This is a genomic window from Natrarchaeobius oligotrophus, from assembly GCF_003841465.1.
GTDB classification, from domain to species: domain Archaea; phylum Halobacteriota; class Halobacteria; order Halobacteriales; family Natrialbaceae; genus Natrarchaeobius; species Natrarchaeobius oligotrophus.
The window spans coordinates 25,671-38,926 of sequence record NZ_REFZ01000016.1 but is presented as its reverse complement, the minus strand read 5'-3'; the positions used below and the strand labels follow the sequence as shown (position 1 = coordinate 38,926).

10 protein-coding genes, 1 tRNA gene and 1 pseudogene are annotated in these 13,256 nt (G+C 59.0%); 8 read left to right on the top strand and 4 right to left on the bottom strand.

Annotated features, from left to right (window positions below; genetic code table 11):
* The first annotated feature begins 336 nt into the window (after positions 1-336).
* From EA472_RS17615 to EA472_RS17605, 3 genes are all read left to right on the top strand, one after another.
* Entirely contained in the window at positions 337-1,689 is a 1,353-nt protein-coding gene (locus EA472_RS17615) for a ribonuclease J (RefSeq protein ID WP_124192826.1), read from the top strand.
* Position 1,690: 1 nt separating this feature from the next.
* Positions 1,691-2,794 (top strand): geranylfarnesyl diphosphate synthase, encoded by a 1,104-nt coding sequence (idsA3, locus tag EA472_RS17610; protein ID WP_124192825.1) that lies wholly within the window; start codon positions 1,691-1,693, stop codon positions 2,792-2,794.
* Between the two features lie 326 nt (positions 2,795-3,120).
* Entirely contained in the window at positions 3,121-3,915 is a 795-nt protein-coding gene (locus EA472_RS17605; RefSeq protein ID WP_124192824.1) for an NAD+ synthase, read from the top strand.
* A gap of 101 nt (positions 3,916-4,016) precedes the next feature.
* Here the strand turns inward: EA472_RS17605 and EA472_RS17600 are convergent.
* Positions 4,017-4,691: pseudogene (locus tag EA472_RS17600) on the bottom strand (enoyl-CoA hydratase/isomerase family protein); the annotation flags it as partial.
* Between the two features lie 89 nt (positions 4,692-4,780).
* Here EA472_RS17600 and EA472_RS17595 point away from each other — a divergent pair.
* The 4 genes from EA472_RS17595 to EA472_RS17580 all read left to right on the top strand — a co-directional run bounded on the left by EA472_RS17595 (position 4,781) and on the right by EA472_RS17580 (position 8,589).
* Positions 4,781-5,521: a DUF7114 family protein gene (locus tag EA472_RS17595; RefSeq protein WP_124192823.1), complete on the top strand. Its 741-nt coding sequence runs from the start codon at positions 4,781-4,783 to the stop codon at positions 5,519-5,521.
* Positions 5,522-5,642: 121 nt separating this feature from the next.
* Positions 5,643-5,714, top strand: a tRNA-Thr gene (locus EA472_RS17590).
* Between the two features lie 304 nt (positions 5,715-6,018).
* A complete protein-coding gene (locus tag EA472_RS17585; protein ID WP_243637892.1) occupies positions 6,019-7,068 on the top strand; it encodes a tyrosine-type recombinase/integrase in 1,050 nt (349 codons plus the stop codon).
* Between the two features lie 300 nt (positions 7,069-7,368).
* Positions 7,369-8,589 carry a hypothetical protein gene (locus EA472_RS17580; RefSeq protein ID WP_124192821.1) on the top strand — a complete coding sequence of 407 codons (1,221 nt, stop codon included), beginning with the start codon at positions 7,369-7,371 and terminating at the stop codon, positions 8,587-8,589.
* Positions 8,590-8,595: 6 nt separating this feature from the next.
* Here EA472_RS17580 and EA472_RS17575 read toward each other — a convergent pair whose 3' ends face one another.
* The 3 genes from EA472_RS17575 to EA472_RS17565 form a co-directional block, all read right to left on the bottom strand.
* A complete protein-coding gene (locus EA472_RS17575; RefSeq protein ID WP_124192820.1) occupies positions 8,596-9,072 on the bottom strand; it encodes a hypothetical protein in 477 nt (158 codons plus the stop codon).
* A 103-nt stretch (positions 9,073-9,175) separates the two neighbouring features.
* The gene (locus EA472_RS17570; RefSeq protein ID WP_124192819.1) at positions 9,176-10,525 is read right to left on the bottom strand and encodes a hypothetical protein; all 1,350 of its coding nucleotides are present in this window, start codon (positions 10,523-10,525) and stop codon (positions 9,176-9,178) included.
* Positions 10,526-10,690: 165 nt separating this feature from the next.
* Positions 10,691-12,031 (bottom strand): PD-(D/E)XK nuclease family protein, encoded by a 1,341-nt coding sequence (locus EA472_RS17565; protein ID WP_165874938.1) that lies wholly within the window; start codon positions 12,029-12,031, stop codon positions 10,691-10,693.
* Positions 12,032-12,245: 214 nt separating this feature from the next.
* Here EA472_RS17565 and EA472_RS17560 point away from each other — a divergent pair, with 214 nt between their 5' ends.
* Complete coding sequence (locus tag EA472_RS17560) at positions 12,246-13,100, top strand: hypothetical protein (RefSeq protein WP_124192817.1); 855 nt, start codon at positions 12,246-12,248, stop codon at positions 13,098-13,100.
* Positions 13,101-13,256: the final 156 nt, after the last annotated feature.

Sequence of the window (13,256 nt, the reverse complement as noted above, 5' to 3'; positions counted from 1 at the left end):
TCAGCCCGGACTACTGCGTTTACACGGATCCGAGGGAACATTCGCCAGCCGGCCGATCGGAGCATTCGGCGCGTCGCGAGTCGCCGACACCTGATACCTCGTCGGGCGACGATTCGTCGGGGAGCCAACCCACTGTGTTTTTAACACCCCGGCGTGTAGAGGCCGGTAGCGAGACCCGCGGGCAAGTGCGTCCAGGCCCTGTCGCGGGCCGTCGGAGGCCCCTCCGGGACGCATAGCGGGATGGCCGACGTGCTGTAAGACGCCGGGGCCGACGACCGGGAGTCCGCGGACCGTTTCGATGAGAGTCCACCACGCGGCTTTCAGTGCTACAGAACCATGGAAATCGAAATCGCAACGATAGGCGGATACGAAGAAGTCGGGCGGCAGATGACTGCCGTCCGCGCCGGTGACGACGTCGTTATCTTCGACATGGGACTGAACCTCTCGCAGGTTCTGATCCACGACAACGTCGAAACCGAGCGGATGCACAGCCTCGACCTGATCGACATGGGCGCGATTCCCGACGACCGGGTCATGAGCGACCTCGAGGGCGACGTTCAGGCGATCGTCCCGACGCACGGTCACCTGGACCACATCGGCGCGATCTCGAAGCTCGCACACCGGTACAACGCGCCGGTCGTCGCGACGCCGTTTACGATCGAACTCGTCAAACAGCAGATCGAGGGCGAACAGAAGTTCGGCGTCGAAAACGACCTGATCAAGATGGACGCCGGCGAGACGATGTCGATCGGCGACAGCGGTCAGGTCGAACTCGAGTTCGTCAACGTCACCCACTCGATCATCGACGCGATCAATCCCGTCCTCCACACGCCCGAGGGCGCGATCGTCTACGGCCTCGACAAGCGCATGGACCACACGCCGGTCATCGGTGATCCGATCGACATGGACCGGTTCCGCGAGATCGGTCGCGAGGGCAACGGCGTCCTCTGTTACATCGAGGACTGCACCAACGCGAACAAGAAAGGGAGAACCCCGAGCGAGAACGTCGCCCGCGAGCACCTGCGCGACGTTCTCTACAGCATGGAGGACTACGACGGCGGCATCGTCGCGACGACGTTCTCGAGTCACATCGCCCGGGTGACGTCGCTCGTCGAGTTCGCCAAAGACATCGGCCGCCAGCCCGTCCTGCTCGGCCGATCGATGGAGAAGTACTCCGGAACCGCCGAACGCCTCGACTTCGTCGATTTCCCCAGCGATCTGGGAATGTTCGGTCACCGCAAGTCCGTCGACCGAACGTTCAAACGAATCATGAACGAGGGCAAGGAGAACTTCCTCCCCGTCGTGACCGGCCACCAGGGCGAACCCCGCGCGATGCTCACCCGGATGGCTCGCGGCGAAACGCCGTACGAACTCGACGACGGCGACAAAGTCGTCTTCTCGGCCCGGGTCATCCCCGAGCCGACGAACGAGGGCCAGCGCTACCAGGCCGAGAAGCTGCTCGGCATGCAAGGCGCACGCGTGTACGACGACATCCACGTCTCCGGCCACCTGAACCAGGAGGGCCACTACGAGATGCTCGACGCCTTGCAGCCCCAGAACATCGTTCCGGCCCACCAGGATCTCAAGGGCTTCTCGGGCTACGTCGACCTCGCCGAGAGCGAAGGTTACCGGATGGGACGTGACCTCCACATCACGCGAAACGGTAATCTCATCCAGCTCGTCGACTGACATGACCAGTCCTCAGGCACGAGAGGAAGCGGTGCTCGAGGCGGTTCGAAAGCGCCGCGAGCGAGTCAACGAGGCGATTCCCGAAAATCTCCCGATTCGACGGCCGGAGCGACTCTACGAGGCGTCGCGGTATCTGCTCGACGCCGGCGGAAAGCGACTGCGTCCGACGGTGTTGCTCACGACGGCCGAGGCGCTCGCGGACGTCTCGCCGCTTTCGGTCGACTACCGATCGTTTCCGACGCTGGACGACGCGCAACCGGACGGAACCGCCGTCGGCGGTCGGGACGCGAGCGCACAGTCGTCGGCCGTCATCGACGTGATGAACGCCGCCGTCAGCGTCGAGGTCATCCAGTCGTTCACCCTGATCCACGACGACATCATGGACGACGACGACCTCCGTCGGGGCGTGCCCGCCGTCCATCGGGAGTACGACCTCGAGACGGCGATCCTCGCGGGCGATACGCTCTACTCGAAAGCGTTCGAGATCATGCTCGAGACGGGCGCAAAGCCCGACCGGACGGTCGAAGCTCTCGACGTGCTCGCGACGACCTGTACGAAGATCTGCGAGGGCCAGTCGCTCGACGTCTCCTTCGAAAAGCGCGAGGACGTCTCGACCGAGGAGTACCTCGAGATGGTCGAACAGAAGACCGCCGTCCTGTACGCCGCATCGGCGTGTCTTCCGGCCGTCCTGATGGGGGCCGACGACGAGACGATCGACGCGCTCTACGGCTACGGCCTCGACATCGGCCGGGCGTTCCAGATTCAGGACGACGTTCTCGATCTGACCGTTCCGAGCGAGGAACTCGGCAAACAGCGTGGCAGCGACCTCGTCGAGAACAAACAGACCCTGATCACCGTCCACGCCCGTGACCAGGGCGTCGACGTCGAGAACCTGGTCGACACGACCGACGTCGACGCGGTGTCCGAAGCCGAAATCGACGACGCGGTCGCGACGCTCGAGGAATCGGGCTCGATCGGGTACGCGAACGAGATGGCTCGCGACCTCGTCGAACAGGGGAAAGCGCGACTCGAGGTCCTCCCGGACAACGACGCGCGCGAGCTGTTACTCGAGCTCGCGGATTACCTGATCGAACGCGGCTACTGAGCCGCCGGCGCTCTTTCGGTACTCGTCGTTTCGTGACGAAGCGAGACGCTCGGCTCACCACCGCCGCTCGGTCACTCTTTCACTCGTGTCGTCGTTCGACGGCGGCCGTCCACCTCGCCGGCGATCACTCGCGCCGTTCGCGCCGAGAACTGCAACTCCCCGAGTTGCTCACCACCGGCGCTCGACGCAACCGAGTGTAACCGCTCGCCGCACTTCCACACAGTGTTCTCGAGGAGAGCCTCATCGAACGGCCCACATGTGCACGAACGTCCACTTTTTTCCGCGAACGCGAGCCTATTAGGACGACGACCCCGTATCGACAGTCGATGATCGACCTTCGCTTCTCGGAGGAGGAACTGGAACTGCAACGCGAACACATTACCGACTTCATCCGCGACAGCGTCGACGCTGCCGGCGCGGACGGTGCCGTTCTCGGCCTCTCCGGCGGCATCGACAGCACGCTCACCGCCTACCTGACCGTCGAGGCCCTCGGCTCGGAGAGCCTTCACGGCCTCGTCCTTCCGGCGACCGTCAGCAGCGACGAGAACATGAGCGACGCCGAACGGGTCGCACGGGATCTCGAGATCGGGTACGACGTCGTCGAGGTCGAACCGATCGTCGACTCGCTGCTTTCAGCGTATCCCGAAGCCGAGGGCGACCACGAGGCGGTCGGCAACGCCAGAGCGCGCGTCCGCGGCGTCGTGAACTACCTCGTTGCCAACCACGAAAACCGCCTCGTCGTCGGCACCGGCAACCGAAGCGAAGCCGCCGTCGGCTACTTCACCAAGTACGGCGACGGAGCCGTCGACTGCCACCCGATCGGAAATCTCTACAAACAGCAGGTCCGCCAGCTCGCCCGTTACGTCGGCGTTCCGAACGATCTCGTCGAGAAGACGCCCACCGCCGAACTCTGGGCGGATCAGACCGACGAGGACGAGCTGGGCATCGACTACGATACCCTCGACTCGATCCTCGTCGCCCACGTCGACGGACCGCTGTCGGTCGCCGCAACCGCTCGACTGCTCGAGATCGAAGAGAAGACGGTCGAGAAGGTCCGCGGACTGTACGAACGTAGCGAGCACAAACGACTGGTGCCGCCCGCACCGGAGCCCCTCGAGTGAGCTGTGACGCCGGTCGGGCCCGACGATCGGACCGGTCCAGCGGTCCGAGCACGATGCTCGAGCGATTCGCCCCATCGACGCCGTCCGGAGAGATCCGTGCCTTACTCGAGCGCGTCGTCGAGACCGGCCGCGTGTGACGAGACGAGGTCGGCGAACGCTCGCGCCTCACGTCGCTCCTGTGGCCTCCGCTCGTCGTCGTCTCGAATCCGTCGCTTCACCGTCCGCAACGCGTCGTCGGGGTTCGCCGCGATCGACGCCGTCACCGCTCGCGGATCGTCCTCGAGTCGCGAGAGCAGCCCCATGCGGAGGGCGTCGTCGGCGTCGATCGCTCGCCCGATGAGCGCGAACTCGAGGGCGTTTCCCTCGCCGACGACGCGCGGTAAGCGAACGGTCCCACCCCACGCCCCGAACAGCCCGAAGGTGACGCCCGGCTCGCCGTATGTCGACTCCGGAGTGCCGACGCGGACGTCACAAGCCAGCGCGAGTTCCAGTCCGCCGCCCCGAGCCGGTCCGTCGATTTCTGCGACGACGACGGCCGGCGACTCCTCGATCGTTCGCGCAACCCGCTGGCCGAGCGCCGCGAACTCGACGGCGTCCTCCTCGTCGAGTTCCCGACGACCTCGAGATCCGCGCCCGCACAGAACGCCGAGCCCCGACCTTCGATCGCGATCACCGACTCGTCGGCGTCGTCGATCGCCCGCTCGAGTTCCTCGAGTCCCGCGACCGTCAGCGCGTTTCGCGCGTCGGGACGATCCAGCGTGACGATCCGGATCGATCGATCGGTATCGATCGCGACGTCGATCATGAGCCGAGTCGGTCGAGCGTTTCCAAAGGTCTTTGCTTCCCCCCTCGTAAGTTTCCGCTAATGGACGAGGCCGACAACTGTCGGCGTGCCGCCACCGAAGCCGTTGCGGACGTCGAACCACCGCGGTTGCACGATCTCGTCGAATCGGTCCTCGACGACGCATCGATGATCCCCGCCGTATTCACGATCGAAAGCACCGCCAGGGCCAGCCCCGACGCGGTCGGTCCGCTCGAGCGCCGAGCCGGCGGCGTCGATCTCGATCGGTCGATCGTCGACGACGACGCCGTTTTCACCCACGCTGCGGGCGTCCAGCTCATCTACGAGGGGCTGAACCTCACCCGAATGCTGGCCCACCGGGAGCCCTGGACGGACGACGACGACGCCGCGGGCGAGACGGCCGACCTCGAAATTCTGGCCGCGGACATCCTCGTCGCCCGTGGCTTCTACTTGCTCGCGCGAACCGACGCCGCCCAGAAGGCGGTCCAGACGGTGCAGGCGTTCGGACGCGACCAGACGCGACGCGAGTCGACACGATCGGACGCCGCTCCGGCGACGGACCTCGCGGCGCTCGACGCCAACCTCGAGCGAGACGTCCTCGAACTCGCCGTCCTCGCGGGCGCGGCCGCCGTCGACGAACGCCCCTCGCCGCAACTGCTCTCGCTCGCCAACGACCTCGTCGACGGCGTCGGCCCGTCGTTTCCCCCCGTCGCGACCTGTCTCGCCGACCTCCCAGCCTCCCGATCCGACATCCTGCTCGAGGAATCCGGGACGGATCGGGTAACCTCCGCGACGGATCACTGACTCGACCCAGCGTGCCGGCGACGAACTCCGAATCGTCGTCGTTCGAATTGCGCCATCACCTGCCACGCCCGCGGGCGAATCGAAACCCATAAAGACGACTCGAGTCAACGAACACGTACGCGCCTGGGTAGCTTAGCGGTAAAGCGCGTCCTTGGTAAGGACGAGAGCCCGGGTTCAAATCCCGGCCTAGGCTTCAGCGGCCTTAGCGTCTCTCTCGACTGATTTCGCCCTTCTCAGGAGAGACCAACGATGTCCAATAACGTCCGAAAAAACTACAACCCGATAGCCGCGCAGTCTTGCGATTCTGAAAAGTGTCATGGCACACAAACAAAACGGGGTGCGCGCGGATGACCAACCAACCCGATCCGCTCGACAATCTCCCCTCCGGGGACGGCACTCCGCGGGATGGTCTTCCCCCGGCTCCAGAACAAGTTGAGTTCGACTTTCCCCTTGCTAGTGAACGCTCACGCGAGGACCTCGAAAACTACGGGCTCAATATGGTCGACGACTACCGGGACTTCAAAAAAGATCTTCTCTCGTGGCTCGCCACATACGGTAAGCACCCAGAGAAGGGGCAGGGCCTCGCAGAGAGCACTCTTCAGTCGACACACTACAAGCTGGAAATCGTCTTCCGATGGCTTTGGGAGGACGAAGACGCCTACACGACAGACTTCACACCGGATCACGCTGACCGCTTCATCCGTCTCCTCAATCGCTCAGACGGGATGGCCGATTCCAGCGTGATTCACTACGGGAAAGCGGTTCAGCGACTGTTCAAGTACCAGAACCATATCCACGGAACCGACTACGACTGGGAGCCGAAACCCGAACTGAGTCAGGCGACTGGTGACGAACGGGATTATCTCCGTAGAACCGCGTTCAAGCCGCTCTATCAGGCGGCATTGGAATACAACTCGGTCAAGAGCTACAACAGCAATATGTCCGCCGAGGAGCGTGATCGGTTGAAAACCCATGTTTCACAGCGTCTCGGCGTGCCCAAGTCGGAGGTTGGTCCCGAACACTTCGAACAGGCGAACTCGTGGAAGGAGCCGTCGATAATCGCTGTGACGCTGGATACTGGACTCCGTCCCATCGAAGTGGGGCGAGCCACCACGGACTGGGTCAATCTTGAGAACAACGAGCTCAACATACCCAAGGACGAGTCCACGAAGAACGAGGCGCACTGGAACTGTTCCATCAAGAAGCGCACGTCAAGGGTCCTCAAACGATGGTTAGAGGAACGAGCAACCTACGACAAGTACAACGGTCGAGACGAACTGTGGCTTACGAAGCAAGGAAGCAAGTACAGTTCCAAGTCGTGTAACTATCTACTGAGCCGCCTCGTTGAGCAGGGCGACCTTCCTATCCCTGATCACAAGGATATTACCTGGTACTCGATCCGGCATGGGGTTGCGACCTACTGGGCGAACCACATCGGCCCACACCACGCGAAAGAGCAGCTCCGTCACAAGTCGGTCACAACGACGATGAAATATCTTCACTCCGACGCTGAAACCCGTAACGACGCCGCCGAACAGATCTGGTAGCCGCTCACCCCGAAGCGGTGAGTAACGGGCGATCACCGTCCGGCCAGAACTCATCACCCTCGGTAGACGGTTGACGTACCACCGAAGCTCGTACCTGTGTGGCTGTTGGCATTGTCGCGATGAGATAGCTCACATCCGTCCTCATACGTGTATTGTCGTGAGAGCCAGAGGCAAGATTCAGTAGAACACCCCCTTTGTTTTGGCACCCAATCATACCGCCGTCCTGCGGTATCGACCAGATTATTTTACTTTCACCTCGGTGAACCAACTCTTAAGTGTTGTGAAACCGTCAACCAGGGTATGATGACGGACCTGAAAATCACCACCGTCAATGACTTCGACCAGAACGGCATCTTCCCGCTACGAAACGTTCGAGTAGGGGGTAAGAAGGTGCAGACCCCTACCGCAGCTACGATCCCTGGCAAACTCCGTGAACACGAGGAGTTCCACCCTGACAGTGATGGTGTGAGTGAGCTGTATCGAACCGTGGGAGGGGACGATCTCGATGAGGCGATGCGCGACCCGGATGGAAGCCAGATCAACTCCGACCTCGAAAGCCAGTTTTCGAGTGCTACAGATGACTCGTTGAAGATCACCTTCACGAAATACACCGAAACGAGCACTCTTGGCGTGGCTCATGCACGGTATCTGGCGGACATCCACGCCGCCTACTCGGACATAATCACCGTCCCGTTGATGCCGAAGCTGGTGAGGAACGTCGAAGACGATCTCAGCGACCCGTCCTATCGCTCATTCAAAAAGAGCGTCGTCGCTTTCCTAAACCAGGTCCAAGAGCGCCATCCCGAGGTACCCGTTATGGGCCTTATTCCACGATTGGGGTGGGAGTTCATCGACGACTTGTTGGGTGTCTACGAAGCTCACGACGTGACGACCTATGCCTTCGATTTCGACCGGTGTAAGGTGACGACGGGAACCCAGCTGGCGATGGTCGAGCCGTTGATGCAGAGTATAGCTAACCGAGGTATCGAAGAACACACACTGTTCTACGCTATCAACCCCTCACCGGGAACGAGACAGCAGGCACTCGGTGTACGACCCGCTTCCGACATCTCTTCCCTGGGTCTTGGTTTCGACATCATCGGGGGATGCCATGTGTCACCCCGAATGCCTGAAGAGGCGTTCGAAAAGATGGAAGCAGAACAAGGAGAGGACGGCGAACCCGAGTTCCGCTTGTTCGACAGGACAGACTGGGTCTACCGTGACATCCCAGTGAGTGACCTCTCGGACGTGTTCCCCGACAAGACCGCCTTTGACGCAGAAGGTGTAGCCACTCGCGTTCGCCGCTCGCCTACAAACGCCAAATACCGCTTACAGAAGCTGGTCAACGGCGAGCAGAAGGCGTTAGCGGCCAAAGACCTTCGAGACGCACTGGCATCCGACCAGGCGTATCCACAAGTTATTGAGAAACTCGGTGTGACTGACCAGACGCAGTCGGCATACGAACAAGCACGAGACGGCTTCGACGAAGAACGGTTTCAATCGGGGGTCAGCGACTTCTAAGATTCCCTAAAGTTCTGGACCGGGACACCGTCCGACAGCCGCTTTGCGTTCGTGTTCTATCGTTTGCATCGGTTGACCACATTCTGGACAGAGATCGTACTGTGGTTGATCCTCAGCGAACTGTGCGGTAACCTCAGCGAGTTTGTCCCACCCGTATCGTTCGCCGTCATCCAAATAGTTGCCAACCCATAGTAGAAGCTGTGTATCCGGTCCTGGTGCCGTCAGTAGATAGCTCTCTTCGTCAGCGGCCAGCACGAGCTTAGGTCCAAAATACGGGGTCGTCCGCTTGATAACCGTTGTCTCTGACGGGATGTCGGCGTTCTGGGAGAGACGCGTAACTACATCGACAATCTGTATATTGTCACCGCGTTCGGCTCGGAGCATCACCATTTTTGATTCATACTCCGTTGCTGGCGGGCCTGGTTCGGATTCACGTTCAATTATTCTCTCTGTCGTTATTTTGTCTGTAGATGTCCCCGGCATAGATCACCCTAAACAGGAATAGAGGTTAAAATAGATGGCCCCGTCAAGTCTTTGTGACTAACTATAAGCGGTGTCGTACTACTATTGAACCCTCTCCTCGATCCTATACTCCGAGCTCTTCACGGACATCAGCAGCCGTAAGAACCCCGCTCTCTGCGAAGAAGTCCTGAACACCAGGACCGCCGAGATCGCCAGGGCCGAGTCCAAAGCTTGGATCACGAAGTCGGTTCTCCAGAAGGATCAGTAGCGCCTCGACTTCGATCAGACGGACTTCCTGGATGTCGGTGCTGATTTTGAGTGTCCGAATCGCGTCACGCTCATCATCCGTGAAGTCTCCGGAGATGACGGCAAAGTAGATGTTTCGGAACCCTTGGGCTCGGAGCGAGGGAACCTCACGGTTGATGTAATCCTGAAACTGCCGTTCATCGCCCGTTCCCATACTGTAGCCGTTTCGACGGGATTTCGCGTCGTAGATGATTGCGTAGTTGTGCATATGGTCCTTCGCGATGCCATCCGGATTACGACCACTCCCTTGCCCCATCTCGTCAACTTCGAACCCTACCATCCGGAACGCACGCGCCAACCGATTCTCGAACAGCGTTTCTACCGAGTGGCCTATCCCGTCGACGACGCTTTGAATCTCATCGGTGTTTTCGGCCAGATCCGGGAGAATGGAGACGATCGGCGGGATGTAGCTGTCGGGGAGGGTAGTCATCTGTGTCGTTCCTCCAGCTGGTTCGGGCTCGTCGTCGAACTCGTCGCGCTGTTGCCAGTACCAGAACACGTGCTCGACAGTCCAGAGATGTATGTCTCGACCGGTGTGCTCTCCTAATGCTTTGCGGAGTTCCTCGTTAAGCTCCCAGAAAGAAGCATAGCTATCTGCGAGATCGTCTTCCGGTTCCCAGATCGCCAAGTCGGACAACGCGTTCACCATCGAGGTGTAGTAGATCGGATACTCGTCAGGGGCGTGGACTTGCCAAAAGTAGGAGAGGAAGTAGGGTATCGATCCAGGGCGCGGTGCCTTACGAAGGTCATCAACCTCGTTTCGGAGTCGTTCAACAAAGCCTTCGAGCGAACGTATTTTTTCCTTCGCTTCGGTTTGGTCAGCGGGTGGCTGGATGAGGTTATGCAAAAGCTCGGCCAGCTCGTCTTGGCGTTCCTCCCCAGCCGAGCTGTAGACCATATTGAAGAACATCATTCCGTTCATCCCTTTGAACCCCCAGTAGGGGAACCGCTTGTTCTGGCCATCGATCTCTGACTTAAACTCACTCAATGGAAGATCGCCAGCCAGAAAATCATCGATGAGTTCACGAAGAACAGGGAGCCGATCTTCTCGCCGTTGGTCGGCTTCTTCCATCGTCACAACCTCCCCTTGGCTGTCTTTCATCCGGTAGTCGTTATCCTCGAACGCGTCCCATGCTCGAACGAGTTGCTGATCGTCAGCGAGTACCATTGATGCGCGTGGCTTCGAAGTGAACCATCATCATACTTGTCCAGTCTCCTAACTACCCACAACCTGAGCAAACGGCTTAGTCCACTATAGACGAGTCAAACCGTTCGTGCGCCAATGCTTGTTCAATAGTAAGGGGGGGCTTCGCTACTGGATTACACAAATCGATTAGTAGTATGCAGTCATGGATTCATCGAAAGATTCGTCGATGATAGTGATTATCTCGGGATTCTCAACGGACAAGTCAACGAACGCGTCTCCCAGTGCCGCAGTGTAGGCATCAAAGAAGTCGTCGTGCTCGGTGATGGGGATGTTGTACGTGGCCGAGAAGACACTACCGCTACCGCCAGCTAAGCTTACGGCGGGTGGGAGTTCATAGTCTCGCTCTGCGATCTTGTTGCGGACTCGCTCTTTGACCATCTTGTGGAACTCTGTGTCACTACTTGTACCGTGCCAAAGCGTGAGTTCCAGCACCCCGTCTTTGATCGCCTTTTGGCGGTTCTTTTCCAGTCGATGATAGAGTGTGATGTGGGCGTAGTTGTCATCATCTCGCTTAGTATAGATCACAGATCCTTCGTCTGTTCGTCGCCTCCACTGTTCCTTGGCGATACCCGCCCACGAACTTCCCTGGCGGAAAATCCATCGAGTGCGATCGTCGGAGTCTGGGTCCAGTTCAATAGCGATGTGATTATCGGGGAGATCGGGGATCTCTACGATCTCGACCCCATCCAACTCTCGGGCGAGACGTAGTCCCCAGTTATCGGCGAAAGCATCCCACTGATTCTCAAACGCGCTCTGTACGTCTTCAATCTCGTCGTAGTAGTCAAAGTATAGCTGAGCTTTCTCTTGTTGGTTCTCTTGGTATTCAGTCATAGTCAGTTCCTGCTGTATCGTGCTGATGAAGTCGTCGAGCTGTGCTGTCGTCCGTGCCGGATACCCGCCCTGGCTCTTCGCGAGGAACGCTTGGAGTTCCGATGCGATCCACTCCCAGGAGACCTGAACAAACTCGGTCGCTTCTGGTGGTGATGCATTCTCAGGGGCGAGGTAGATGTAATGGCGATTGTCTACTGGGACTTCGTCTTTCGATAGATCGATTGCCGGGAATGATGAGGCATCGATGTACGCTTTTGTTTGCTTATGGGTCTCGGACGCCCAGAGTTTCAGCTCCCAGCAGATGTACCACTCTCCTGGTAGCCAGAGAACCGCATCGGGGCGGGAATCGTTGGAGGTGACGACCTCGGTTTCGACCTGGACGTCCTGTAAGTCCAGTCGAGAGAATGTGTAGTCCAGGTCATCTCGATCAGAGAGCGATGACAAGAGGTGTTCTAAGAGCGCATAGTTGAGTCCATGGCGTTCTTCGGACGAGAGGAAGTGAAACAGAAGGCGTTGCCAGTCCTGTTCCTGTTGATGGCGGCCGAGAATCTGGAGGGTCGTTGGCGGCGGCTCGTCAGAATCTGGGAGGTGATTGAGCCGCTGAACCAGCTCCTGTAGTTGCTTTTCGACTGACACACAGTGTATTGGTGAGAGATAGAAAATCAATGTATCGCAGTTTCCGAGGGAGGGAATGTTCTTTCGGATCTCGAACCTACGTGGCTGTTGGCAGTGTCGCGGTGAGGGAACCCGATCTCTGTCGGCGATTCTGAACCACAACTATCGTCAGAATAGTCAGGTAATAGATGTATTTACAATCTTTCAACTACAATATTCATATGGGTAATACCCTATGGCTAAGGAGAACGATGAAGAGCGACAGCAAACGGATTTGCACGGTAATCCAGTCGACAACGAGGATGACGAGGACGAGCAGGAATTGAATGACTTCAACGAGGAGATGCCTTGGTACGAGACAAAGGGCGGCTATCGACGGGACGTGATGTCAAGCCTGTTCCAGAAGGCGGTGCGTCGGTCGGACGATGAAACTGCGGCCTTCGCGGCGTGGGAACTCGTTCGCTCTGGTCCAAAGTACGAAAGTCACTATTGGTCTCGTGCGATCCTCGTGTGTGTCGAGGATTTGGTCGCAGGGAACGAAGCTACCGAACACGTCCTGCGGTATGAAGAACTCGCGAAAAACAGGTGGGAGGACAACGGATGGGCACGCCGTCTCTGCGCTATTGCCGCCGCACTCGTCTGTGCTCGGGCTCAGCCGAGTCGAGAAACCACCCATGCCAACGGCTACTTCTCGAACACGATGGTCGACCGAGCACGAGTGAAACAGGATGATGACCACGAACCACTATACGAGCCACCAGTGTCTGAAGAGGAACTGGACCCAGATGGAGAAATTGGTTTCGTGACTGTCGACAAACATACGTATCCTGGAGCGGGAAAAGGTCGTGGCTGGCCTCATTTCCGTCTGCATGGCGCGCGTATTGGACCACACGAGGACACTGTACTCGGGAAGAAATTTCGGCGGCGAGTGTTAGAGTACGATCGACCGGAGTACAGCTACAGGGAACCAGAGGTAGCATTTAGCGAAGAGGAGATCGAGCATGCGCTGGAGCCAACGGCCGAAGACGATCCATGGCGGTGCGAGTTCGACACTATGGACACGCTGGATGAATTTGACGACGAGAACTAACTAAGCTTCCAGCGGTCCACTCATCGTAGAGCCGGAGAGGGTGGAGACATGATGAAGTAGCCCCCCTCGTTCGTCGCCCCTAAACACGCTGAAACTGGATGTCTGGGCACTCCCAGGCACCTTTTCAATGAAGCCAGCTAATTCAAATCAGGGTAG

Coding starts and splice junctions, on each gene's coding strand:
- EA472_RS17615 (WP_124192826.1), top strand. CDS start 337: ATGGAAATCGAAATCGCAACGATAGGCGGATACGAAGAAGTCGGGCGG.
- idsA3 (WP_124192825.1), top strand. CDS start 1,691: ATGACCAGTCCTCAGGCACGAGAGGAAGCGGTGCTCGAGGCGGTTCGA.
- EA472_RS17605 (WP_124192824.1), top strand. CDS start 3,121: ATGATCGACCTTCGCTTCTCGGAGGAGGAACTGGAACTGCAACGCGAA.
- EA472_RS17595 (WP_124192823.1), top strand. CDS start 4,781: ATGGACGAGGCCGACAACTGTCGGCGTGCCGCCACCGAAGCCGTTGCG.
- EA472_RS17585 (WP_243637892.1), top strand. CDS start 6,019: ATGGTCGACGACTACCGGGACTTCAAAAAAGATCTTCTCTCGTGGCTC.
- EA472_RS17580 (WP_124192821.1), top strand. CDS start 7,369: ATGATGACGGACCTGAAAATCACCACCGTCAATGACTTCGACCAGAAC.
- EA472_RS17575 (WP_124192820.1), bottom strand. CDS start 9,072: ATGCCGGGGACATCTACAGACAAAATAACGACAGAGAGAATAATTGAA.
- EA472_RS17570 (WP_124192819.1), bottom strand. CDS start 10,525: ATGGTACTCGCTGACGATCAGCAACTCGTTCGAGCATGGGACGCGTTC.
- EA472_RS17560 (WP_124192817.1), top strand. CDS start 12,246: ATGGCTAAGGAGAACGATGAAGAGCGACAGCAAACGGATTTGCACGGT.